Raw genomic sequence first — 24,945 nt, 5'->3', positions numbered from 1 at the left:
TGCTCAACCTCCTGGAGACCTCATGTCCGACACCCCGACCCCGGCCGGTGGCGCGTCCCCTGAACACGACGTGGCGATCCTGGGGTCCGGTATAGCCGGCTCCATGCTCGCAGCGGTCCTCGCCCGCAACGGCGTCAAGGTCCTGCTCCTGGACGCCGCGGCCCACCCGCGCTTCGCGATCGGCGAGTCCACGATCCCGTACACGCTGGTCTGCCTGCGCACCATCGCCGAGCGCTACGACGTCCCCGAGATCAAGACGCTCGCCACCTTCACCAACGCCACCAAGGTGCTCGGCCCCAGGTTCGGCGTGAAGAAGCACTTCGGCTTCCTGCTGCACCACGAGGGCCAGGACCAGGACCCGCGCGAGGTCAACCAGTTCGGCACCCCGGGCCTGCTGCACGAGGCGAGCCACCTGTACCGGCAGGACACCGACGCGTACATGTACCACGTCGCCCTGAAGTACGGCGCCGTGGCGCGGCAGAACTTCCGGGTCGCGGACGTCGACTTCGACGACGCGGGCGTCACCCTGAGCACCGCCGAGGGCGAGGAGTACCGCGCCAAGTACGTCGTCGACGCCAGCGGCTACCGCTCGCCGCTCGCCGAGAAGTTCAACCTGCGCGAGGACCCCTGCCGGTTCAGCCACCACTCCCGGTCGATCTGGAACCACATGGCGGGGGTACGGCCCACCGACGACCTGTTCGACCGCGCCCCCGAGGACACCCCGCCCTCGCCCTGGTACCAGGGCACGGTGCACCACCTCTTCGAGCGCGGCTGGTTCTGGGTGATCGGCTTCGACAACCACCCCGCCTCCCGCAACCCGCTGTGCAGCGTCGGTCTCACCCTCGACCCGCGCAAGTACCCCAAGTCCGCGGACATGACGCCGGAGGAGGAGTTCTACCACCACGCGGCGCGCTTCCCCGACATCGCCCGGCAGTTCGAGGGCGCCCGCCCGGTCCGCTCCTGGGTCTCCACGGACCGCCTTCAGTACTCCTCCAAGCAGTGCGCCGGCGACCGCTGGTTCCTGCTCTCGCACGCGGCCGGCTTCCTGGACCCGCTGTACTCCCGGGGCCTGTCCAACACCGCCGAGGCCATCAACAGCCTCACCTGGCGGCTGCTTGACGCCGTCAAGGACGGCGACTTCTCCCGTGAGCGCTTCGACTACGTCGACCGGCTCCAGCAGGGCCTGTTCGACTACAACGACTCGCTCGTCAACGCCTCCTTCATCTCCTTCAGCGACTACGACCTGTGGACCGCCGTCTACCGGATCTGGTCCTGGGGCGCCAACGCGGGCACCTACCGGCTGTCCGAGGGGCTGTTCAAGTACTACAAGGACGGCCGCGACCAGCACTTCAAGGACCTGGAGAAGGCCCCGCATCTCGGCCTGTACTGGCCGGACCACGACGGCTTCAAGGGCCTGTACGACAGCCTGATCGAGGAGTGCCTCGCCTACGAGGCCGGCAAGGTCACCGCGCGCGAGGCGGCCGACACCGTCTATGACCAGCTGCAGAGCGCGAACTTCGTGCCGAAGCACTTCGGCTTCGCCGAGCGCGACCTGCGCTTCATGATCCCCAACGCCAAGGTCATGGCCAAGACCGCGCGGTGGCTGCACACCGAGGCCGACCCCGTGGTCAAGCGGATGATGACCGGCAACGCCCGCGAGGCCGTCAAGGCCAAGCTCAAGGGCAGGCGCATCTTCTAGGGCACACCCACCGCCCGGCCGGACGGACGCCCCGCGCCCCCTGGGGCGCGGTCTCCGCCGGCGGGCGGCCGACCGCAATGCGACAGGGGAGTCCACTGCAATGAAGACCAACCGCCCCACCCCGACCGGCCACCGCGCCGCTCCTGCCGCCGATCCCAAGGAGCGGTACGACGTGGCCGTCCTGGGCGGCACCCTGGCCGGCGGCCTGCTGGCCGCCGTGCTGGCGAGCCAGGGCGTGCGGGTGCTCGTCGTCCCGTGCGCCGAGGACCGCGGCGAGCCGTCCGGTGAGACCACCGTGCCGTACACCGCCGAGGTCTTCCTGCTGCTGGCCAAGCGGTTCGGCATCCCGGAGATCGCGGCCTTCGGCCTCTTCCCGGACCTGCCCGCGGAGATCCGCCGGGACAGCGGCGTCAAGAAGAGCCTCGGCTTCCTCTACCACCGCCCCGGGCAGTCGCAGCGCGCCGAGGAGAGCATCCAGTTCAACGTCCCCGGCGAACACGCCGAGTGGCACCTGGAGCGGCGCACCGTCGACGCGTACACCGTGACCCTGGCCCACCGCTACGGCGCCGCCGTGCTGCCGCACGGGGTGCACGCGACCGATGCGTGGACCGAGGACGACGGGGCCCGCGTGGAGACCGCCGACGGCCATGTGTGGCGGGCCCGTTACCTCGTCGACGTCAGCGGACCGGGCTCGTTCCTGCTGGCACGCAACGGCGGCGACGACGCCGAGCCGCGGCTCGGGCTGCGCTCCCGGGTCATCGCCACGCACATGACCGGCGTGGCGCCCTTCGAGGAGGTCCGCGACACCGCGGACTACCCGCGCGCGACCGCCTGGTCCGAGGGCACGGTGCACCACCTGTTCGACGGCGGCTGGGTCCAGCTCGTCCGCTTCGACAACCACCAGGGCGGCCACAACCCCGCCACCGGTGTCACCCTCAGCCTCGACCCCGGGCGCTGGGCGGACCTGGCGGACGACCCGGAGAAAGCCTTCCGCACGGTTGTCGAGCAATTCCCCGATCTGGAGCGGCAGTTCACCTCGGCCACGGCGGTACGGCCGTGGACGAGCGCACCGCTGTGGCAGCGCACCGCCGCCCGGACGTACGGCGACCGCTGGTTCGCCCTGGAGCGGACCGCGGCCCGCAACGACCTGTTCCTCTCCCGCGACGTCACCATGGCCACCGAGTTGGTCCACGCGCTGGCCTCGGCGCTGATCCCGGCCGTGCGCCGCGACGACTTCGCCACCGCGCCGTTCGCGCGGGTCGCCGCGTTCCAGGACGAGCTCGGCGCGTTCAACGACCGCTGGCTGCGCTGCGCCCGCATCGCGGCCGGGGAGTTCAAGCTCTACAACGCCTTCTCGCGGGTCTGGCTGCTCTGGCAGATCCTCGCCGACCTCTCGCTCAAGCGGGCTCGCCTGGACTGCGAGGCCGGCGGCGGCGTCCTGGACTGGACCCCCGTCGAGCGCTTCGAACTCGGCGGCATCTGGTTCCACGTCCCCGAGGGACTGCGGGACCTCATCGACCGGTCCCTGAAGACCGTCGAGCGGGTCGGCGCGGGCGAACTCGCCGCCGGTGCGGCCGCCGACCAGATCTTCGCGGCCCTGCGCCAGGGCAAGTTCGTACCGCCGCTGTACGCCTTCGGCGATCCCGCCGCCCGCGTCTACCACTTCACTCTTCCGAAACGACTGCGGATGCTGTGGTGGGTCAAGACCTCCGCTCCGGAGGACTTCCGCCGCCTGCTGACCCGGGACAACGTCACCTCGGTCACGTCCGCCACCTCTCGCTGAACGGTCTCCCGCTGACCAGAGCACGCCGAACCCCCCCACTGAACTCACCGAACTGAGGCTCATCGTGATGGACCAGAACGCAGACGCCTACGACGTGATCATTGCGGGCGCCGGACCGACCGGACTGATGCTCGCCGGGGAACTCGCCCTGGCGGGAGTGCGGTGCAGGGTCGTGGAACGGCGTGAACACCGCACCCAGGAATCCCGGGCACTCGGCCTGCACGGACGCACCATGGAGGTCCTGCACATGCGCGGGGTCGCCGACGAGGTGCTCGAACGGGCCAACCCCGTGCCACGGGTCCGGGTCTCCCTCGGCCAGTCGCTGTTCGACATGGGCAAGCTGGTCTCCGACTTCGGGCAGCTCACCATCATCCCGCAGGGACAGACCGAGGAGCTCCTGGAGAAGCGCGCGGTCAACCTCGGGGTGACCGTGGAGCGCGGGGTCACGGTCACCGACTGCCGACAGGAGGGCAGGACCGTCCATGTCACGCTGGAGAAGGAGGGCAGGGTCTGGGAGGAGTCCGCACCCTGGCTCATCGGGTGTGACGGCTCGCGCAGCCAGGTGCGCCAGTCCATGGGCGCGGAATTCACCGGGGCCACCTACCCGTACACCATCATCGTCGCCGATGTCCGGCTCGGTGTTCCGCTCGACGACCAGCTGCTGATCCGGGTCGGCCGGGCCGGGCTCGTGGTGGCGACGGACTTCGGCAACGGCTGGTACCGCATGGGGGTGATCGACCGGGACAAGCCGTGGTCGGACGACCCGGTGACGCTCGGCGAGGTCGACGCGACGCTGAAGAAGCTGTTCGGCCGGGACATGCGGCCCAGCGAACCGCTGTGGACGTCCCGGTTCCACATCCAGGAGCGGCAGGCGGAGTTCTACCGCAAGGGGCGCATGATCATCGCCGGTGACGCCGCGCACGTCCACTCGCCGCTCGGCGGGCAGGGCCTCAACCTCGGTATCCAGGACGCGATGAACCTCGGCTGGAAGCTGGCCGCCGTGGTGAAGGGGCGGGCCGGTGAGGACCTGCTCGACAGCTACGCGGCCGAGCGGCGCCCGGTGTCGCAGGGCGTGATCAAGGTGACCGACATCGCCACCCGCATCATGACCTCCGACCAACTGCCGGCCAGGGTGGCACGCAAGGCCGTGGTCGCCGTGGCAAGCCGGATTCCGCGGACGCATCTGACCGCGGTCGGACATCTGTCGGGCGTCTTCACCCGCTACCCCGCGATGGCCGCGGCCACCGGTGCCTCCGCCCTGGTCGGAACCCGGGTCCCCGATCTGCGGATCGCCTCTCCCGGACGGTCCGCCGAGAACCTCTACGAGGCCCTGCGCACCGGCAGTTTCGTGCTGATCGACACCGGCAGCGGCGCACCGCTGCTCCCCGGTGTCCCCGAGTCCGACGGCAGCCTGGTCCGGCTGGCCGGCCGCATCTCCTACGCGCCGGGTCCCTGGCGCACCCCCGAGGTGATCCTGGTCCGCCCCGACGGTTACTGCGCCTGGGCGGGCACCCGTGCCCGCGCGGTCGCCGAACTCCCCGCGGCTCTGCTCCGCTGGGTCCGCAGCTGATCGCACCGAATCTTCACAGGTGCTGCCTCGGGGGAGGCAGCACCTGCTCAACACGTGTACTGGGCATGGGTTGTCGAGCGCTTCGCAAGCGTTGGCCAATCGGGCCTTGAGTCGCTCTTCCTAAGGTGCCGGGAATCGGATGCCGGGATCCACTTAGGAGAGCCCCATGCCCCCTGCCAATACACCGAAAGCCATGGCTTCGCCGCGGTACGACGTGGCCATCCTGGGATCGGGACTGGCGGGTACCACGCTGGCCGCTTGCCTTGCGCGCAACGGAGCGAAGGTGCTCGTCCTCGATGCGGGTACCCACCCCAGGTTCGCCATCGGCGAGTCCACGATCCCGTACACCTCGATGATGATGCGGCTGGTCAGCGAGCGGTACAACGTGCCGGAGATCAAGTGGCTGACGACCTTCGAGGCCGTGCAGTCGAAGATCTCCACCAACTGCGGGGTGAAGCGGAACTTCGGTTTCCTCTACCACCGCGAGGGCGCTCGGCAGAACCCGCTGGAAACCAGCATGTTCCCGATCCCGAAGATCACCCACACCGAGAACCACTTCTTCCGCCAGGACACCGACGCCTGGATGGTGAATGTCGCCATCAAGTACGGCGCGGAGATCCGTCAGCAGACGAAGGTCCTGGACATCGATGTCGACGACGACGGGGTCACGGTGATCCCGGCGCAGGGCGACCCGGTGCGGGTGAAGTTCGTGGTGGACGCCAGCGGTCACCGCTCCCCGCTGGCCGAGAAGTTCGGGCTGCGCGAGGAGCCGAGCCGGCTGCGCCATCAGTCCCGTTCGCTGTTCACCCACATGATCGGGGTGAAGCCGTACGAGGACACCGTGCCCAAGGGCACGCACCAGAACCCCAGCCCGTGGAGCGAGGGGACCCTCCACCACCTCTTCGACGGCGGCTGGATGTGGGTCATCCCCTTCGACAACCACCCGCTGGCCACCAGCCCGCTGTGCAGCGTCGGCATCAATCTCGACCCGCGCATCCACCCGCAGCCGGACTGCACGCCGGAGGAGGAGTTCCGCCGGTTCATCGCCAAGTACCCGGACATCGCCCCGCAGTTCGAGGGTGCGGTCGCGGTCCGCGACTGGGTGCGCACCGGCCGGCTCCAGTACTCCTCCAAGCAGACCATGGGCTACCGCTGGTGCCTGACCTCGCACGCCGCCGGGTTCGTCGACGCGCTCTTCTCGCGCGGCCTGTCCAACACCATGGAGATCATCCACGCGCTGGGCTGGCGGCTGCTGGACGCCATCAAGGAGGACGACTTCTCCGAGGAGCGGTTCGCCTACGTCCAGGAGCTGGAGCAGGGCCTGCTCGACTTCAACGACGACCTGGTCGCCAACGCCTATACGTCCTTCGGTAGTTGGTTCCTGTGGAACGCCTGGTTCCGGGTGTGGTCGCTGGGGCAGATCCTCGCCACCTTCGAGATCAACCGCGCCTACGCCACCTACCTGGACAGCCGCGACCCGGGCGGCCTCGAACGTTTGGAGCGCCAGGCCCCGGACGGCGCGATTCCCGACTACGCCCCGGTCCGCCAGCTGCTGAAGAACGTCAGCACCCTCGTGCAGGAGGTCCAGAAGGGGGACCTCGACCCGAGGAAGGCCTCGGAGGAGATCCTCGCGCAGCTCCGTGCGGCCGACTTCGTACCCCCTGCCTTCGGTCTCGCCGACCCCGACAACCACTGGACGGACGCCACCACGCTCAAGGTCCTCCAGACCCTCCAGTGGGCGAAGAAGGACGCCCCGGACGAGATCGGCGATCTGGTCTACGACGGGCTCACCCTCTTCCTGCGCAAGCGGTTCGACAAGGAGGAATTCAAGGTCACCGAAGAGCTGAAGCACATGGCCGCGTACTGGCCCGTCATCGGCGACGTCATCAAGCGCCGGTCCGCGAGCGCGAGCTGATGGGCACCCACACGGGGAGTGAAATGAAGCAGCAGTCGAGCGAAAACTACGATGTCGTCATCCTGGGCACCGGCTTAGCCGGCTCGGTCCTCGGCGCGATCCTCGCCAAGGCCGGGAACAAGGTTCTGCTCCTGGACGCCGGGTCCCATCCGCGGTTCGCGATCGGTGAGTCGACCGTCGGCTACACGCTGGTCCACCTGAGGATGCTCGCCCACCGCTACGGCGTGCCGGAGATCGGACACCTCGGCAGCCTGGAGGAGTGCAACCAGTACATCAGCAGCACCTCCGGACTGAAGCGGCACTTCGGCTTCATGATCCACCGCGACGGCCAGGAGCCCGACCCGCGTGAGATCAACCAGTTCCGGCTGCCGAAGGTGCTCCACCTGGCCAGCCACTACTTCCGCCAGGACATCGACCAGTACCTCTTCCACGTGGCGCTGAAATACGGCTGCACCGCGATCCAGAACTACCGCGTCGAGAAGGTGGACTTCGACGACGACGGCGTCACGGTGATCGGCGAGAACGGCACGACGCACCGTGCCCGCTTCGTCGTCGACGGCAGCGGCTTCCGGTCCCCGCTCGCCGACCAGCTCGGTCTGCGGGACGAGCCCAGCCGGCTCAAGCACCACGCCCGCTCGATCTTCACCCACATGATCAACGTCGACCGCGTCGACGACCACACCCGCATGGGCCCCAACGACGTGCCCCCGCGCCCCTGGCACGAGGGCACCATGCACCACATGTTCGAGCGCGGCTGGTTCTGGATCATCCCGTTCGACAACCACCCGAAGAGCACCAACCCGCTGTGCAGTGTGGGCCTCCAGCTCGACCCGCGTCGCTACCCCAAGCCCAGCGACATGACGGCCGAGGAGGAGTTCTGGCACCACGTCGACCGGTTCCCGCTGGTCAAGCGGCAGCTGGCCAACGCGCGCAGCGTCCGCCCGTGGGTGAGCACCGGCCGACTCCAGTACTCCTCCAAGCAGGTCGTCGGCGAGCGCTGGGTCCTGTTGCCGCACGCGGCAGGCTTCGTCGACCCGCTGTTCTCGCGCGGCCTGTCCAACACCGCGGAGATCCTCAACGTGCTCGCCTGGCGGCTGATCCGGGCGCTGAAGCGGGACGACTTCGACCCGGCGCAGTTCGAGTACGTCGAGAAGCTGGAGCAGAACCTGCTCACCTTCAACGACCGCCTGGTCAACTCCGCCTTCATCAGCTTCTCCGACTACGACCTGTGGAACGCCCTCTTCCGGATCTGGAGCTACGGCTCCCTGCCCGGCGCCTTCCGCGTCATCCACGAGGACCTCAAGGCGCGGCGGCAGAACGACCCGGAGATCTGGAAGGCGATGGAGGACGTGCCGAGCCCCGGTCTGTGGTGGCCGGACAAGCCCGAGTACCGGGAGATCTTCGATGAGATGGCCGACTACTGCGAGGCCGTCGAAGCCGGGGAGATGGACTCCCAGGACGCCGCGGACAAGCTGTTCGCCAAGATGCGCAAGGCCGACTGGATCCCGCCGTCCCTGCAGATCGCCCAGCGTGACGTCAGGTTCATCGACCCGAGCCCGAAGCGGCTGCGCAACATGCTGCTCTGGTCCCGCACCAAGGCGCCCGAGGACATGCGGCCGTACATGGTGGGCACCGCGGTCGAGGCGATCAAGCACTTCGTGAAGGGCAAGCGCATCTTCTGAGCGCACGCGCGGCCCTGCTTGCGGCCGGTGGGACGTCATGTCCCGCCGGCCTCAGGGCTGTAACGGCGCCCCTGGCGCCGAACCCGAACCACAGGCCATACATCAGGAGGAGAGCGTGACGAAAAACCAGGCGTCCGCGCTGCCCGAGCCGGGCAGCGCCCGCGCCCCCGATCCCGCGGAGAAGTACGACGTGGCCGTCCTCGGCGGCACCCTCGCCGGCGGACTGCTCGGCGCCGTGCTGGCGAGCCAGGGCGTGCGCGTCCTGATCGTGCCGGCCGCACACGACCGCACCGAGGCCTCGGGGGAGACCACGGTGCCCTACACGGCCGAGGTCTTCCTGCTGCTGGCCAAGCGCTTCGGCATCCCGGAGATCGCGGCCTTCGGCCTCTTCCCGGACCTGCCCGAGGACATCCGCCGGGACAGCGGCATCAAGAAGAGCCTCGGGTTCCTCTACCACCGCACCGGCGAGGACCAGCGCCCCGACGAGAGCGTGCAGTTCAACGTCCCCGGCGAGCACGCGGAGTGGCACCTGGAGCGCCGTGGCGTCGACATGTACACCGTGCGCCTGGCGCACCGCTACGGCGCGGCCGTCCTGCCGCACGGCGTGCAGATGACCGATGCGTGGACCGACCCGGACGGCGCCCGCGTCGAGACCAGCGACGGCCGTGTCTGGCGCGCCCGCTACCTCGTGGACGTCAGCGGCCCCGACTCCCCGCTGCTGGCTCGCCACGGCGGCGACGACGCCGAGCCGCGGCTCGGGCTGCGCTCCCGGGTCATCGCCACCCACATGACCGGCGTCACCCGGTTCGAGGAGGTGCGCAGCCCCTCGGAGTACCCGCGCACCACCCCCTGGTCCCAGGGCACGGTGCACCACATCTTCGACGGCGGCTGGATCCAGCTCGTCCGCTTCGACAATCACTCCGGCGGCGACAACCCCGCCACCGGAGTGACGCTCAGCCTCGACCCCGGCCGCTGGGAGGGCCTGCCGGACGACCCCGAGAAGGCATTCCGGGTCGTGGTCGAGCGATACCCCGACCTGGCCCGGCAGTTCGCCTCCGCACAGGCGGTACGGCCCTGGACGAACGCCCCCCTGTACCAGCGCACCGCCGCCCGCAGCCACGGCGAGCGCTGGTTCGCGCTGGAGCGGACCGCGGCCCGCAACGACCTGTTCCTCTCCCGCGACGTCACCATGGCCGCGGAGATGGTCCACGCCCTCGCCACGGCGCTGGTGCCCGCGGTGCGCCGCGACGACTTCGCCACCGCGCCCTTCGCCCGGATCGCCGCCTTCCAGGACGAGCTCGCCGCCTTCAACGACCGATGGCTGTCCGCCGCCCGTGTCGCCGGCCGGGACTTCCGCCTCTGGAACGCCTTCTCCCGGGTCTGGCTGCTCTGGCAGATCCTCGCCGACCTCTCGCTCAAGCGGGCCCGGCTGGACGTCGAGGCGAGCGCCGGCCGGGACTGGACGCCGGTGGAGCGGTTCGAGCTGGGCGGCATCTGGTTCCACGCCCCCGCGGGGCTTCGGGGCCTCATCGACCGCTCGCTCAGGGCGATCGAGAGCGTCGGCACCGGCGATCTCCCGGCCGCGTCGGCCGCCGACGGCATCTTCGCCGAGCTGCGCCGCGAGAAGTTCGTGCCCCCGCTGTACGCCTTCGGTGACCCGGAGGCCAAGGTCTACCACTTCACGATCCCCAAGCGCCTGAAGATGCTCTGGTGGGTCAAGACCTCCGCCCCCGCGGACTTCCGCCGCCTGCTGACCCGCGACAACGTCACCTCGGTCACCTCGGCGACGTCCCGTTAGGCGCGCATCACCTACGACAGTGCCGCCGTCCTCCGAGGGGAGGACGGCGGCACTGTCGTAGGTACCGGAGGATCAGGCCGCCGCGGACGGCAGCAGGCGGGAGTAGCCGCCCCGCCAGTAGGTCAGCGGGAACCGCTCCTCAGCGGTGCCGCCGCCCACCACCCGGCCGATGAGCAGGGTGTGGTCGCCGGCCTCCACCGCGTCGTGCAGCTCGCACTCCGCGTGGCCGACCGTGACCGCCAGCAGCGGGGTCCCGGTCGCCGGACCCGGGGTCCAGCGGACCCGCTCGAACTTGTCCGTGGCGCCCGAGGCGAACAGCTGGGACGCCATCTGGCCCTGCGAACCGAGGATGTTGACCGAGAACTGGGCCCGGTCCAGGACCGCGCGGAGCGTACCGCTGCGGTTGCTGACGCTCGCCAGCAGCAGCGGCGGATCCACGGAGACACTGCACACCGCGGAACAGGTCAGACCCCGCGGCTCGTCCTCCTTGTCCAGCGTGGTCACGATGGAGACCCCGCTGGCCAGCGAGGCCATGACGGTACGGAACAGCTGGATGTCGACGGACGAGGCCATCGTGGGCATGGCGGTCTGCATCACAGCTCACCCGCCTCTACGGCCGTGACCAGCGCGGCGCGGTGCAGCTTGCCGTTCGGGGTCCTGGGCAGGTCCTCGGCGGTGTGCAAACGGTCGATGTTCATATACGTGGGCAACCTTTCCGCACAGCGGCGTTTGATGGCGAGCAGGGAGGGCCGCTGCCCCGGCGAGGGGACGACGACGGCGTGCAGTTGGGACGTGAGACCGGTGCCGATCACCAGCACCGTCACCTCGGCGACGGATTCGAGGGTGCCGATGGCCGCCTCGATCTCGCCCAGCTCGATCCGGTTGCCGCGCACCTTCACCATGTGGTCGCGGCGTCCGACGTACTCCAGGTTCCCGTCCGCGTCCAGGCGCGCGATGTCGCCGGTGCGGTACGGGCCCTCGTGGGGGCCGCGCCCCCAGTAGCCCAGCATCACCGTCGGGCCGGTGACGACGACCTCGCCCTCACCGCCCTCCGGTCCGTCGAGGGTGACGGTGTCGCCGGAGCAGGCCGTGCCGATCGGCAGCGGGGTCTCCCGCTCCAGGTCCGCCTCGGTGACCTCGTAGGAGGTGCAGACGTTGGTCTCGGTCGGGCCGTACCAGTTCAGCAGCCGTACCCCGGGCCAGGCCTTGCGCAGCTCCTGGACGTGGTGGATGGCGAACGGCTCGCCGGCGAAGAGACAGACCCGCAGGCTCGACGGCGGGGGACCCTCCAGCAGGCCGCCCTCGCGCATCATCAGGCTGATCGCGGACGGCACCGAGTACCAGACGGTGATCAGCCGCTGCCGCATGAACTCCGCCAACTGAAGGGGCGCGTAAGCGAGTTCCTCAGGGACCAGATGCACCGAGGCGCCCGAGGCGAAGGCGCCGTACAGGTCGAAGACGGAGAGGTCGAAGTTGAACGGCGCGTGATTGGAGAGCCGGTCGGAGACGGTCAGCTCCAGCTCCTCGACCGCCCAGTCCACGAACGCCAGTGCGTTGCGGTGGCTGATCATCACGCCCTTGGGCTCACCGGTGGAACCCGAGGTGTAGAGGATGTACGCCGGGTCGTCCGGCTCGTTCTTGAAGTGCGTCGGGCGCGCGCCCTCCTCGGCCCGCAGACGCAGCTCCTCGAAACCGGCCAGCGGCGCCGCGTCGAACTCGGCCGCCTTGGCCCGCTCCACACCGCCCGCGTCGGCCACGACCAGCTTGGGCTCGCAGCCGGCCGCGATCCGGGCCACCCGGGCGGGCGGGTTGGAGCCGGTGACCGGCACGTATATGGCGCCGATCCGCAGCGCGGCCTGCATCACGGCGATGGCGTCGACGCTCTTGTGGCTCCATATGATGACGCGGTCGCCGACCCCCACCCCGCTCTCCAGCAGGGCCGCGGCGTACCGGTCCGCGAGGCGGTCGAGCTTGCGGTAGTCGATGGGGCCGTCCGCCCCGTGCACCGCCACCGAGTACGGGTAGCGCCGGGCGGAGTCGTACAGCAGGCGGTGCAGGCTGACGTTGGTGCTCATAGTCCCAGCTCCCTGGAGATGATGTCGCGCTGGATGTCCGACGTACCGGAGAAGATGACGGAGGGCACCGCGTCCCTGAGGGCGGCCTCGATGCCCTCGGCGCGCAGATAGCCGCGTCCGCCGAAGAGCCGGATGGCGTCCAGCGCCGTGGAGATCACGCCCTCCGACACGGCCAGCTTGGACAGGGCGATCCACAGGGTGGCCGGGCCGCCCCGGTCCATCTCCCAGGCGGCCCGGTACAGCAGCAGCCGGGCGCTCTCGGTGCGCAGCTTCATGTCCGCGATCCGGTGGGAGACGGCCTGGAAGCGGGAGATCCGGCGCCCCGACTGCTTACGGGTGCGGGCCTGCTCCACGGCCCGGTCCAGCAGATGGTCGGCGAGGCCGAGGAACCCGGCGAACAGACAGCACCGCTCCCAGCCCATGGAGTGCTGGAAGATGAAGCCGCCCTGGCCCTCCTCGCCGAGGAGGTCGCCGTCCGGCACGAAGCAGTTGTCGAACTTCAGCCGCCCGGCCGGGACATGGGCCATGCCCATCTTCTCGAAGGGCTCCCCGATGGTCAGACCGGGGGCGCCCCGCTCCACCACGAACCCGGTGACGCCCAGGTAGCCGGCCTTGGGGTCGGTGGTCGCGTACGTCGTGAAGACGTCCGCGGCCGGCCCGTTGGTGACGAAGCTCTTCTCGCCGTTGAGGATCCAGCCGCCCTCGGTGCGCTCGGCGACCGTGGACAGCTTGGAGACGTCCGAACCCGCCTCGTCCTCCGTCATCGCGTTGCCCGCGATCAGCTCGCCCGAGCACATCCCGGGCAGCACCCGGGACTTCAGGGCCGGGCCACCGAAGTCGACGATCGGCATGGCGCAGGCGAACAGATGCGCCGAGGCGCCGAAGACCAGCCCGGTGCGGTCGCAGCCGCGGCCGAGGGCCTCCACCTGCCGTGCCGTGTCCAGGGCGCCGAGCCCGCCGCCGCCGTACTCGGCCGGCACGGACAGGCCCAGCAGGCCGAGCGTGCCGAGCTGCTTGAAGTCACCGCGGTCGTAGTACTCGGCCGTGCCGTCACTCGGCGGGAACGCCTCGCGTACGGCGGTCAGGGTCTGGTCGTATGCCTGCCGCTGTTCCTCGGTCCAGGCGAAGTCCATGGCGCGTGCCTGCCTTTCGACTATTTTGGGGAAGAGGCCACGGAGACCGCGGTCCGGGTGCTGAGCAGTTCCTCGTGGGCGCGCTCGTTCTGGCGGGCCAGCAGGGCGGAGAGCAGGGGCGCCGCCATCGCGGTGGTGACCAGGGCCATGATCACCATGGCGCTGAACAGCTCCACGGTGAGCAGGCCCAGCTGGAGCCCCACGTTGAGGATCACCAGCTCGGTCAGACCGCGGGTGTTCATCAGCAGCCCGAGCACGGTGGCGTCGCGCCAGTTCATCCCGGTCAGCTTGGCCGGGATCGCGACCCCGCCCAGCTTGCCGACACAGGCCACCGCGATGACGGCCAGCATCACCAGCAGACCCTGGCCGGTGATCGTGGTGAGGTCGACGGACAGACCGGTCACGACGAAGAACAGCGGCAGCAGCAGCTTGCTGGCGCTCTCCATCGGCCCGAACGCCGACTGCATCAGGCGCCGGTCACGCGGCATGACCAGACCGAAGAAGAAGGCGCCGAAGATGGCGTGGATTCCGATCTCGGAGGTCAGCCAGGCCGAGCCGAAGGCGCCGCACGCGGCGACCACCATGAGCTGCGGCAGCGGGGTCTGCGGCAGCCGCTCGGTCAGTTTGCGCAGGGCAGGCTTGACGACCCAGAGCATGCCGGCGACGTACACCAGCGACCACAGCAGCATCGTGACGAAGGCGCCGGTGCCGCTGGCCGTCACCAGCGCCACGACCAGGGCGAGCATGCACCAGGCGAGGACGTCGTCGGCCGCGGCCAGCGCCAGCGAGAGCGCCCCGGCCCGGCTGAACTGGAGCCCTTGGTCGGCGACGATGCGGGCCAGTACCGGGAACGCCGTGATCGACATGGCGACGCCGAGGTAGAGGGTGAACTCGAACATCCCCACCTTGTTGCCGTTCACCGTGCCGTAGGTGCCGTAGATCAGGGCGGCGAGGCCCATGCCCAGGGCGAGCGGGCAGGCTATCGAGCTCAGCCAGATGATGCCGGTGGACTTTCGGCGTCCGCTGAAGCTCGTGCCGTCGAACTCCCAGCCGATGACGAACATGAAGAGGATCAGACCGATGTTGGCCGCGGTGCCCAGATGGGCGCGGGCCTCGGCCGGGAAGAACTTCTCCGGCAGATCGCCGGGGAACAGCCCGAGGAGACTCGGGCCGAGGCAGATACCGGCGGCGATCTCACCGACGACGGCGGGCTGTCGGATCCGGCGGGCGGCCGCGGCGAAGGCGACGCCCACCAGCAACGCCAGCGCGATGCCGCCGATCACGGCTGTGGTCAACCACTCGGAGTGTGCGGCAGCGGCAGAGCTCACTGGGTCTCCTTACGAAAGGGCAGTGCGGGGCGGGAACGGATCAGCGGCTCCAGGTGTCGCTGCCGGCCAGGACGGCCGCGAGGTCGCCCTTGCCGTTCTGCTGGACGGCGGCCTCCAACTGGTCGGCCATCGTCGTGTCGTAGACGGGCCGTTCGATGTCCCGGAAGACACCGATCGGCGTGTGGTGCAGGGTCTGCGGATCGGCGAGCCGGGACAGGGCGAAGGCCGTCGTGGGGGAGTCGGCGTGCGCGTCATGGATGAGGACGCGGTGTTCGTTGTCCTGGGTGACGTCCACCACCTGGAGATCACCGGTGGCCGGGTCGCGGACGACGCCCTTGGCGCCGTCGGTCCCGAAGAGGATGGGGCGGCCGTGCTCCAGCCGGATCACCGACTCCTGCGCCTGCTGCTTGTCCTTGAGGACCTCGAAGGCGCCGTCGTTGAAGATGTTGCAGTTCTGGTAGATCTCCACCAGCGCGGTGCCCGGGTGCCGGTGCGCGGCGCGCAGGACCTCGGTGAGGTGCTTGCGGTCGGAGTCGACGGTCCGCGCCACGAAGGACGCCTCCGCGCCGATCGCCAGCGACACCGGGTTGAAGGGCGCGTCCAGCGAGCCCATCGGCGTCGACTTGGTGATCTTGCCGAGTTCCGAAGTGGGGCTGTACTGGCCCTTGGTGAGTCCGTAGATCCGGTTGTTGAACAGCAGGATCTTGAGGTTCACATTGCGGCGCAGGGCGTGGATGAGGTGGTTGCCGCCGATGGACAGCGCGTCGCCGTCACCGGTCACCACCCACACGCTCAGATCGGGCCTGCTCACGGCCAGCCCGGTGGCGATCGCCGGGGCGCGGCCGTGGATGGAGTGCATGCCGTACGTGTTCATGTAGTACGGGAAGCGGGACGAGCAGCCGATCCCCGAGATGAAGACGATGTTCTCCCGCGCCACCCCGACCTCGGGCATGAAGCCCTGCACGGCCGAGAGGATCGCGTAGTCACCGCACCCCGGGCACCAGCGCACCTCCTGGTCGGACTTGAAGTCACGGGCCGACAGTTCAAGCCGCATGGATCTCCTCCTTCAGAACCGCGGCGAGTTGCTCGGCCTTGAACGGCATGCCGCTCACCTGGGTGTGGCTGCGTACGTCGACGAGGTAGCGGGCGCGCAGCAGGGACGCGAGCTGGCCGAGGTTCATCTCGGGCACCACGACCCGCTCGTACCGCCCGAGCACCTCGCCGAGGTTGCGCGGGAAGGGGCTGAGATGGCGCAGATGCGCCTGCGCGATCCGCTCCCCGGCGGCGCGCAGCCGGCGCACGGCCGCGGTGACCGGCCCGTAGGTCGAACCCCAGCCCAGCACCAGCGTGTTCGCGCCGTGCGGGTCGTCGACCTCCACGTCCGGCACCCAGACCCCGTCGACCTTCGCCTGCCGGGTGCGGACCATGAAGTCGTGGTTGGCCGGGTCGTAGGAGATGTTGCCCGTGCCGTCCTGCTTCTCGATGCCGCCGACGCGGTGCTCAAGACCCGGCGTGCCCGGGATCGCCCAGGGGCGGGCCAGGGTGAGCGGATCGCGCTTGTACGGCCAGAAGACCTCGGTGCCGTCCTCCAGCGTGTGGTTGGGCCCGTCGGCGAAGTTCACCCGCAGGTCCGGGAGTTCGTGCAGCTCGGGGATCCGCCACGGCTCCGCCCCGTTGGCGAGGTAGCCGTCGGAGAGCAGATAGACCGGGGTGCGGTAGGTCAGCGCGATCCGCACCGCCTCCAGCGCCGCGTCGAAGCAGTCCGCCGGAGTGCGGGGGGCGACGATCGGCACCGGCGCCTCGCCGTTGCGGCCGTACATCGTCTGGAGCAGGTCGGCCTGCTCGGTCTTGGTCGGCAGGCCGGTCGACGGGCCGCCGCGCTGGATGTCGACGATGACCATCGGCAGTTCGAGGGCGACGGCCAGACCGATGGTCTCGCTCTTGAGCGCCATCCCGGGGCCGGAGTTGGAGGTCACCGCCAGCGAGCCGCCGAAGGCCGCGCCGAGTGCCGCGCCCGCCGCCGCGATCTCGTCCTCGGCCTGGAAGGTGCGCACCCCGAAGTTCTTGTGCTTGGACAGCTCGTGCAGGATGTCCGAGGCCGGGGTGATCGGGTACGAGCCGAGGAACAGCGGCAGATCCGCCTGCCGGGCCGCGGTGAGCAGACCGTAGGACAGGGCGAGGTTGCCGGAGATGTTGCGGTAGGTGCCGGACGGGAAGGCGTCCGCCGCGGGGGCGATCTCGTAGGAGACCGCGAAGTCCTCCGTCGTCTCGCCGAAGTTCCAGCCGGCCTTGAACGCGGCGATGTTGGCCGCCGCGATCTGGGGCTTCTTGGCGAACTTCGACGTCAGGAACTTCTCCGTGCCCTCGGTGGGCCGGTGGTACATCCACGACAGCAGACCGAGCGCGAACATGTTCTTCGCGCGCTGGGCCTCCTTGCGGCTCAGCCCGAACTCCTTCAGCGCCTCGACGGTGAGGCTGGTCAGCGGCACCGGGTGCAGCCGGTACCCCTGGAGGGAGTCGTCGTCCAGCGGGGAGCGCTCGTACCCGGCCTTGGTCAGCGCCCGGGAGTCGAACTCGTCGCTGTTGACGAGGAGTTCACCGCCCGCGCGCAGATCCGCCAGGTTCGTCTTCAACGCCGCCGGGTTCATCGCCACCAGCACGTCCACGGCGTCGCCGGGCGTGAGGATGTCGTGGTCCGCGAAGTGCAACTGGAAGGAGGAGACACCGCCCAGGGTGCCGGCGGGGGCGCGGATCTCGGCGGGGAAGTTCGGCAGCGTCGACAGGTCATTGCCGAACGACGCCGTCTCCGACGTGAACCGGTCACCCGTCAGCTGCATACCGTCTCCGGAGTCGCCCGCGAACCGGATGACCACACGGGACAGTTGCTCGGTCCGCGAGGAGGTCTCCGAGGAAGCCTCCGAGGCCGCCGGTGGATGGGTGCTGGGGTGAGGAACTGCTGTCACCGAGCCTCTACCTCTCTCTCGGGGGGTGCCCACGGCGGTTGCAGTCTGGGTAGGCCGCCTAGAGGGGTGGTCAAGAAGCGGTGCACCAGGGGAGGCTGTGCCGACCGACGGGTCCTGGCCACATCGGGCGCTGCTCCACCGCACCTTGAGCGTGCGCCCTGACCATCGCCGCATGACCCGACGCGCAGTGATCACAGGGCTGGGTGTGGTCGCCCCCGGTGGCATCGGCACCAAGGACTACTGGGCGCTGCTCACCGGCGGCCGGGCCGCGACCCGGTACACCACGTTCTTCGACGCCTCGACCTACCGCTCCCGCGTCGCCGCCGAGGTCGACTTCGACCCCGCGGCCGCCGGACTCGGGGTGCGGGAGATCCACCGCATGGACCGCTCGGCGCAGTTCGCCGTGGTCAGCGCCTGGGAGGCGGTCGCGGACAGCGGACTCGCCCTCGGCGGCCTGGACCCGCTGCGCACCGGCGTCAGCATCGGCAGCGCCGTCGGCGCCGCCACCAGCCTGGACCAGGCCTACCCGCTGCTCAGCGACGAGGGCCGCGACTGGCGCACCGACACCACCTATGCCGTACCGCAGTTGTACGACTACATGGTGCCGAGCGCGCTCGCCCGCGAGGTCGCCTGGACCGTCGCCGCGCAGGGACCGGTCGCCCTGGTCTCCACCGGCTGCACCTCCGGCCTGGACGCCCTCGGGCACGCCGCCGGGATCATCGCGGAGGGGTCGGCGGACGTGATGCTGGCCGGCGCCGCCGAGGCGCCCGTGTGCGCCATCACCGCGGCCTCCTTCGACGCCATCAAGGCCACCACCCCCTATGAAGGGGACGACCCCGCCGAGGCCTGCCGCCCCTTCGACCTCGACCGCGACGGGTTCGTGCTCGGCGAGGGCGGCGCCATCCTCGTCGTGGAGGAGAAGGAGCACGCCCGCCGCCGTGGCGCGCACGTCTACGCCGAGATCGCCGGGTTCGCCACCCGCGGCAACGCCTTCCACATGACCGGACTGCGCCCCGACGGCACCGAGCTGGCCGCCGCGGTCGGCGCCGCCCTCGACGAGGCCCGGCTGCCCGCCGACGCCGTCGACTACGTCAACGCGCACGGCTCCGGGACCCGGCAGAACGACGTCCACGAGACCAACGCGCTCAAGCTGAGCCTCGGCTCGCACGCCTACGACGTGCCGGTCAGCTCCATCAAGTCGATGATCGGCCACTCGCTCGGCGCGATCGGCTCGCTGGAGGCCGCCGCCTGCGCCCTGGCCCTGGAGAACGGTGCCGTCCCGCCCACCGCGAACCTTCACACCCCGGACCCGGAATGCGATCTCGACTACGTACCCTTGACCGCGCGGGCTCAGCCCCTCAATACGGTACTCAGCGTGGGCAGTGGTTTCGGGGGCCTGCAGAGCGCCCTCGTCCTGAGGAAGCCCGAATGACCCCCGACCTCTCCTCCGCACCGCAGGCCCGGGTGCGCGCGGCCGTCACCGGCCTCGGAGTCGTCGCCCCCAACGGCGTCGGCACCCGCGCCTGGTGGCAGTCGACCCTGCGCGGGGTCAGCGCCCTGCGCCCGGCCCGCGACGCGCCCGTCAACCGCACCCCGGTGGCCGGCGAGGTCGCCTCGTTCGTGGCCGAACAGTACGTGCCCAGCAGGCTGTTGCCGCAGACCGCCCGCTTCACCCGGCTGGCGCTTGCCGCGGCCGCCGAGGCCCTGGACGACGCCGATGTCGACCCCGCCTCGATGGAGGAGTACGGCACCGGCGTGTTCACCGCCAGCTCGGCCGGCGGCTACGAGTTCGGGCAGCACGAGATGAGCGCCCTGTGGCGCACCGGCAGCGACAGCGTCAGCGCGTACCAGTCCTTCGCCTGGTTCTACGCCGCCTGCACCGGCCAGGTCTCCATCCGGCACGGGATGCGCGGCGCCAGCGGCACCCTCGTCACCGAACAGTGCGGGGGCCTGGACGCGGTGGGCCAGGCCCGGCGCCGGCTCGGCGACGGCACCCGGGTGCTGCTGGCCGGCGGCTCCGACGCGGGCCTGTGCCCGCTGGGCTGGGCGGGTCACCTCGCCACCGGACAGGTCAGCCCGCACAGCCGCCCGGACCGCGCCTACCTGCCCTTCCACCACGACGCCTCCGGGTACGTGCCGGGCGAGGGCGCCGCCTACGTCGTACTGGAGGAACGATCCGCCGCCGAGGAGCGGGGCGCGGAGGTGCTCGGCGAGGTCGCCGGGTACGCCGCCGCGTTCGACCCGCCGACCGGGCCCGGCAACCTCGGGCGGGCGGCCCGGCTCGCCCTGGAGGACGCGGGGGCGACCGCCGACGACATCGACGTCGTCTTCGCCGACGCCTCCGGGGTGCCCGCGCTGGACGAGGCCGAGGCCCAGGTGATCGGCGACCTGTTCGGGCCGTACGGCGTCCCCGTCGCCGTACCCAAGACGATGACCGGACGGATCGGCGCGGGCGGCTCCACGCTCGACCTGGTGGCGGCCCTGCTGGCGCTGCGCGACGGGGTGCTGCCGCCGGCCGCGCACGTGGACCGGCCCAAGGACGGCTGGCACCTCGACCTCGTCACCGGCGCCCCGCGCCCGGTCGACCTGCGCGCCGCACTGGTGCTGGCGCGCGGCCACGGCGGGTTCAACTCGGCCGCGGTGGTGGTGAGGTGACCACCCGGAAGGCCGTCCCCGGCTCCTGGGCCGGGGCGCTGGACAGCGGCGACCGCAAGGGCCCTCGGGGCCCCGGCCGCACCGCGCTGGTGACCGGAGCGACCGGCGGCGTCGGCCGGGCCGTCGCCGAACGTCTCGCGGACGACGACTTCGACCTGTTCGTCAGCGCCCGGGACGGCGACGACGTCGCCGAGACGGTCGCCGTCCTGCGCGCCAAGGGCGTCAAGGCGGACGGCCTCGCCCTCGACGTCCGCGACCCCGGGGCTGCAGGCGAGCTGGTCGAGGCCGCCGTCGGCTGCTACGGCCGGCTCGACGTCCTCGTCCACGGCGCGGCCCGCGCCGGCGGCGGGGTCACCGCCGAACTCGGCGACGAACTCTGGCTCGACATCATCGAGACCAACCTCAACAGCGTCTTCCGCGTCACCCGGGCGATGCTCCGCCGGGGCGGCGCGCTGGACCGCGGCTGGGGCCGGATCATCAGCGTCGTCTCCACCGCCGGGAAACAGGGCGTCGCGCTCGACGCCCCCCGCTCCGCCTCCCACCACGCGGTGATCGGCTTCACCAAGGCCCTCGGACGGGAGTTGGCCACCACCGGCGTCACCGTCAACGCGGTCTGCCCCGGGCATATGGAGACCCCGATGGGCCGCAGCAGCACCCCGGAGGAGGTCGCCGCCCTGGTCGGGCATCTGGCCGGCGACAGCGCCGCGGGCATCACGGCGCAGGCGATCAATGTCTGCGGCGGCCTGGCAAGTCACTGACAGACCGTCACCGACAGTCGAGGGGACCGGCATGCCGAACACCGTCCACACCACCCGGATCGCGGCGCCCGCGCAGGCCGTCCACGCGCTCGTCGCCGATGTGACCGTCTGGCCGCTGATGTTCGAGCCGAACATCCACGCCGAGTACGTCGAGGGCGGCCCGCGCACCGAGGGCCGCGAGCGCATCCGCATCTGGGCGTTCGCGGGCTCGGAGATCCGCAGCTGGACCTCCGAGCGGGTCCTCGACCCGCACGCCCTGACCGTCGACTTCCGCCAGGAGGAACCGGCCGCGCCGCTGGCCTCGATGAGCGGACGCTGGCTGGCCAAGGACCTCGGCGGCGGCGAGACCCTGCTCGAACTCCACCACGAGTTCGAGGCGTTCACCGACGAGCACTTCGTCCTGCACACCCTGCACCAGAACACTCCGGCCGAGCTGGCGGGGGTGCGGATCGCCGCCGAGAACCCCAGGACGCCGTACACCTTCGAGGACAGCCTGCGCATCACGGCGCCTCCGCAGATCGTCTACGGCTTCCTCCACGACGCCGACCGCTGGCCGGAGCGGCTGCCGCACGTGGCCTCGCTGGACCTCACCGACGAGGCCCCGGGCATCCAGCGCATGGCGATGGAGACCCGCGGCCCCGACGGGATCCTGCACCACAGCGAGTCGGTACGGGTGTGCAGGCCCGAGGTCGGCAGCATCGCCTACAAGCAGATCCGCACGCCGACGGTGCTGGTCGCCCACACCGGGGAGTGGCGGCTGGACGCGCTGCCCGACGGCACGACCCTGGCGACGTCCCGGCACAGCGTGATCCTGGCCGACCCCAAGGCCCGGGAGACGGTGCGCAACGCGCTGGGCACGAACAGCAGGGCGACCCTGCGGCGGGCGAAGGAGTTCGCGGAGACGCGACGGCCGTAGCCCCTGCGCGGGCCCGTCCGGTCAGCGCAGGGGTGTCAGCGCCTGACCGGACGGCAGGTGGGAGCGCACCATCGCCAGCACGGCCTCGGCCACCTCCTCCGGCGTGCCCGGGTGGTGGAGGGCGGAGGCGTCCGGCGGTCCGGGTGCCAAGGCGTGCACCCGGACCTCGGGACCGGTCACCGCCGCCAGCAGCCGGGTGATGTTGTCCAGGGCCGCCCTGCTCACGGCGTACGGCACGGAGCCGGCGGCCGGGCGTACGCCCGTCACCGTCGACACGTTGACCACGCACCCGTCGCCGCCCGCCCGCAGCAGCGGCATCGCGGCCACGCACATCTGCCAGGTCCCGAGGACATGGACGTCGAAGATCTTCCGCAGCACCTCGGCGTCCGCCGCCTCGCCGTCCCGCTGGAGCGGGACCTGCGTCACGCCCGCGGAGTTCACCAGCACATCCAGTCGGCCGTACCGCTCGACGACCGCCGCGACCAGCGCCTCGGCCTGCTCGCGCACCGCGGTGTCGGCGGCGAAGCACATCGCCTCGGGCAGCTCCGCCGCGAGCCGCTCACCGGTTCGGGCGCTGTGCTCGCAGTTCACGACCACCCGCAGCCCCTCGGCCGCGAGCCGCCGCGCCACGGCCTCCCCGATCCCCGAGGCGCACTCCGTCACCAGGGCGACCGGTGCCCCGGCCGCGGGAAATCGACTGACTCCGAGGGGCTCTTCACCGGACGGGTACGTCATGAGACCCACTTCCCTTCGTCCCCCGTGCGGAATTTCCCGTGCGGACGCCCTGATTCTGCTTCGCGCCGGTTGAATGCGGCTCGACGCCCTGGTGGGCGTGCTTAAGCCCCACTCCACCAGCGCTCCAGCCCCCCGACGCACTCTGTCGGCCACGCGTTCCGAGAAGGGGCTAGGGCCTGTTCCGAGTTCCCCGCCTGCGCCCCGACGCCCGGCCGCACCCTCGCCGTGCGGTGTCGCTGCGCGCGGACGACGGGGAACTCGGAACAGGCCCTACAGGCCTCTTGACGACTTGTGAGGAGCGTCAATGGACCGCACTACCCCTCCACTCCGGGAACGGACGGCCGAACTGCTGGAACTGCGCGAGTCGGTGCACCGCGGTCCCTCGGAGCGGGCGACCCAGGCACAGCACGCCAAGGGGAAGCTGACCGCACGCGAACGGATCGACCTGCTCTTCGACAAGGGCACCTTCACCGAGACCGAGGGCCTGCGCCGGCACCGGGCGACCGGCTTCGGCCTGGAGGCCCGCCGCCCGCACACCGACGGTGTGATCACCGGCTGGGGCCGCGTCAACGGCCGTACCGCCTTCGTCTACGCCCATGACTTCCGGATCTTCGGCGGTGCCCTCGGCGAGGCGCACGCGCAGAAGATCCACAAGCTGATGGATCTCGCGACTGCGGCCGGCTCCCCGGTGATCGGCCTGTGCGACGGCGCCGGCGCCCGGATCCAGGAGGGCGTCACCGCGCTCGCCGGATACGGCGGCATCTTCTCCCGCAATGTACGCAACTCCGGGGTCATCCCGCAGATCAGCGTCATCATGGGCCCGTGCGCGGGCGGCGCCGCCTACTCGCCGGCGCTCACCGACTTCGTGTTCATGGTGCGCGGCACCTCGCAGATGTTCATCACCGGACCGGATGTCGTCCAGGCGGTGACCGGCGAGGAGATCACCATGGACGGGCTCGGCGGCGCCGACCCGCACTCCACCTCCTCCGGGGTGGCCCACGCCGTCTTCGACGACGAGGAGGAGTGCCTGGAGAACGTCCGCTTCCTGCTCTCCCTGCTCCCCTCGAACAACCGCGAACTCGCGCCCCAGGTGGCCGAGTCCGACCCCGCCGACCGGCGCACCGAGGCCCTGCTCGACCTGGTCCCGGCCGACCCGCGCGCCTCCTACGACGTCCGGGACGTCATCGAGGAGATCGTCGACGACGGGTTCCTCTTCGAGGTCCACGAGAACTGGGCCCGCAACGTGGTCTGCGCGCTGGTCCGGATGGGCGGCGACGTCACCGGCGTCATCGCCAACCAGCCGATGGTGCAGGCCGGTGCGCTGGACATCCAGGCCTCCGAGAAGGCGGCGCGGTTCGTGCGGTTCTGCGACTCCTTCAACATCCCGCTGCTCACCCTCGTCGACGTGCCCGGCTTCCTGCCCGGCGTGGACCAGGAGCACGGCGGGATCATCCGGCACGGTGCCAAGCTGCTGTATGCGTACTGCGACGCGACGGTGCCGCGGGTCCAGCTGATCATGCGCAAGGCGTACGGCGGCGCGTACATCGTCATGGACTCCCGGTCCATCGGCTGCGACGTCTCCTTCGCCTGGCCGTCCAACGAGATCGCGGTGATGGGCGCGGAGGGCGCGGCGAACGTCGTCTTCCGGCGGGAGATCGCCGCGTCCGACGACCCGCAGGCGACCCGCGAGCAGCTGGTGAAGGAGTACCGCTCGGAGCTGATGCACCCCTACTACGCCGCCGAGCGTGGCCTGGTGGACGACGTGATCGACCCGGCGGAGACCCGCGCCCGGCTGATCGACGCCCTGCGCACCCTGCGCCGCAAGCACGCCGACCGGCCTTCCCGCAAGCACGGGAACCAGCCCCAGTGAGCGGGGCGGACTCCGAGGAACGGGTGATACGAGTGCTACGAGGCGAACCCACACCGGAAGAACTC

The 24,945-nt window shown here is 70.7% G+C and carries 18 protein-coding genes; 11 read left to right on the top strand and 7 right to left on the bottom strand.

Features of this window, described 5'->3' with window-relative positions; translation table 11 throughout:
• Window positions 1–22: 22 nt before the first annotated feature.
• The 6 genes from BN159_RS12075 to BN159_RS12050 all read left to right on the top strand — a co-directional run bounded on the left by BN159_RS12075 (window position 23) and on the right by BN159_RS12050 (window position 10,447).
• On the top strand, window positions 23–1,699 hold the full coding sequence (locus BN159_RS12075) for an NAD(P)/FAD-dependent oxidoreductase (RefSeq protein WP_015657256.1): 1,677 nt from the start codon (window positions 23–25) through the stop codon (window positions 1,697–1,699).
• 100 nt (window positions 1,700–1,799) lie between these two features.
• Entirely contained in the window at window positions 1,800–3,482 is a 1,683-nt protein-coding gene (locus BN159_RS12070; protein ID WP_015657255.1) for an NAD(P)/FAD-dependent oxidoreductase, read from the top strand.
• 67 nt (window positions 3,483–3,549) lie between these two features.
• On the top strand, window positions 3,550–5,052 hold the full coding sequence (locus BN159_RS12065) for an FAD-dependent monooxygenase (protein ID WP_015657254.1): 1,503 nt from the start codon (window positions 3,550–3,552) through the stop codon (window positions 5,050–5,052).
• A gap of 193 nt (window positions 5,053–5,245) precedes the next feature.
• Window positions 5,246–6,967, top strand: coding sequence for an NAD(P)/FAD-dependent oxidoreductase (locus BN159_RS12060; protein WP_231905604.1), 1,722 nt, complete (start codon window positions 5,246–5,248; stop codon window positions 6,965–6,967).
• A 23-nt stretch (window positions 6,968–6,990) separates the two neighbouring features.
• Window positions 6,991–8,649, top strand: coding sequence for an NAD(P)/FAD-dependent oxidoreductase (locus BN159_RS12055; protein WP_157901091.1), 1,659 nt, complete (start codon window positions 6,991–6,993; stop codon window positions 8,647–8,649).
• A gap of 115 nt (window positions 8,650–8,764) precedes the next feature.
• Window positions 8,765–10,447, top strand: coding sequence for an NAD(P)/FAD-dependent oxidoreductase (locus BN159_RS12050; protein WP_015657251.1), 1,683 nt, complete (start codon window positions 8,765–8,767; stop codon window positions 10,445–10,447).
• A gap of 72 nt (window positions 10,448–10,519) precedes the next feature.
• Here the strand turns inward: BN159_RS12050 and BN159_RS12045 are convergent, their stop codons facing one another.
• From BN159_RS12045 to BN159_RS12020, 6 genes are read right to left on the bottom strand one after another with little or no spacing between them, the layout of a single operon-like run.
• A complete protein-coding gene (locus BN159_RS12045; RefSeq protein WP_015657250.1) occupies window positions 10,520–11,041 on the bottom strand; it encodes a flavin reductase family protein in 522 nt (173 codons plus the stop codon).
• Window positions 11,041–12,522 (bottom strand): amino acid adenylation domain-containing protein, encoded by a 1,482-nt coding sequence (locus BN159_RS12040; protein WP_015657249.1) that lies wholly within the window; start codon window positions 12,520–12,522, stop codon window positions 11,041–11,043. Before BN159_RS12040 ends, BN159_RS12045 begins: the two co-directional genes overlap by 1 nt.
• The gene (locus tag BN159_RS12035; protein ID WP_015657248.1) at window positions 12,519–13,655 is read right to left on the bottom strand and encodes an acyl-CoA dehydrogenase family protein; all 1,137 of its coding nucleotides are present in this window, start codon (window positions 13,653–13,655) and stop codon (window positions 12,519–12,521) included. The genes BN159_RS12040 and BN159_RS12035 overlap by 4 nt, the downstream gene beginning before the upstream one ends.
• A 20-nt stretch (window positions 13,656–13,675) precedes the next feature.
• Window positions 13,676–14,983 carry a cation:proton antiporter gene (locus BN159_RS12030; RefSeq protein ID WP_015657247.1) on the bottom strand — a complete coding sequence of 436 codons (1,308 nt, stop codon included), beginning with the start codon at window positions 14,981–14,983 and terminating at the stop codon, window positions 13,676–13,678.
• Window positions 14,984–15,023: 40 nt separating this feature from the next.
• Entirely contained in the window at window positions 15,024–16,037 is a 1,014-nt protein-coding gene (locus tag BN159_RS12025; protein ID WP_015657246.1) for a 2-oxoacid:ferredoxin oxidoreductase subunit beta, read from the bottom strand.
• Complete coding sequence (locus tag BN159_RS12020; protein ID WP_231905716.1) at window positions 16,027–17,865, bottom strand: 2-oxoacid:acceptor oxidoreductase subunit alpha; 1,839 nt, start codon at window positions 17,863–17,865, stop codon at window positions 16,027–16,029. The genes BN159_RS12025 and BN159_RS12020 overlap by 11 nt, the downstream gene beginning before the upstream one ends.
• A gap of 253 nt (window positions 17,866–18,118) precedes the next feature.
• Between BN159_RS12020 and BN159_RS12015 the strand changes: the two genes are divergently transcribed.
• Genes BN159_RS12015 through BN159_RS12000 form a run of 4 tightly spaced genes read left to right on the top strand, consistent with a single transcriptional unit; the run spans window position 18,119 to window position 22,275 of the window.
• Window positions 18,119–19,378, top strand: coding sequence for a beta-ketoacyl-[acyl-carrier-protein] synthase family protein (locus tag BN159_RS12015; RefSeq protein WP_041819136.1), 1,260 nt, complete (start codon window positions 18,119–18,121; stop codon window positions 19,376–19,378).
• Window positions 19,375–20,601, top strand: a complete 1,227-nt coding sequence (locus tag BN159_RS12010; protein WP_015657243.1) for a beta-ketoacyl synthase N-terminal-like domain-containing protein — start codon at window positions 19,375–19,377, stop codon at window positions 20,599–20,601. The genes BN159_RS12015 and BN159_RS12010 overlap by 4 nt, the downstream gene beginning before the upstream one ends.
• Window positions 20,598–21,359 carry an SDR family NAD(P)-dependent oxidoreductase gene (locus tag BN159_RS12005; RefSeq protein WP_015657242.1) on the top strand — a complete coding sequence of 254 codons (762 nt, stop codon included), beginning with the start codon at window positions 20,598–20,600 and terminating at the stop codon, window positions 21,357–21,359. Before BN159_RS12010 ends, BN159_RS12005 begins: the two co-directional genes overlap by 4 nt.
• 31 nt (window positions 21,360–21,390) lie before the next feature.
• The gene (locus BN159_RS12000) at window positions 21,391–22,275 is read left to right on the top strand and encodes an aromatase/cyclase (RefSeq protein ID WP_015657241.1); all 885 of its coding nucleotides are present in this window, start codon (window positions 21,391–21,393) and stop codon (window positions 22,273–22,275) included.
• 21 nt (window positions 22,276–22,296) lie between these two features.
• Here BN159_RS12000 and BN159_RS11995 read toward each other — a convergent pair whose 3' ends face one another.
• Complete coding sequence (locus BN159_RS11995) at window positions 22,297–23,010, bottom strand: SDR family NAD(P)-dependent oxidoreductase (protein WP_015657240.1); 714 nt, start codon at window positions 23,008–23,010, stop codon at window positions 22,297–22,299.
• A 304-nt stretch (window positions 23,011–23,314) separates the two neighbouring features.
• On the opposite strand from BN159_RS11995, the gene BN159_RS11990 reads away from it, so the two are divergent.
• On the top strand, window positions 23,315–24,880 hold the full coding sequence (locus BN159_RS11990; protein WP_015657239.1) for an acyl-CoA carboxylase subunit beta: 1,566 nt from the start codon (window positions 23,315–23,317) through the stop codon (window positions 24,878–24,880).
• The last annotated feature ends 65 nt before the right edge of the window (window positions 24,881–24,945 follow it).

Source organism: Streptomyces davaonensis JCM 4913, from assembly GCF_000349325.1.
In the GTDB taxonomy this organism is placed as follows: Bacteria; Actinomycetota; Actinomycetes; order Streptomycetales; family Streptomycetaceae; genus Streptomyces; species Streptomyces davaonensis.
The sequence above is the reverse complement of the archived record's forward strand: the minus strand, read 5'-3'. Positions and strand labels throughout refer to the sequence as shown.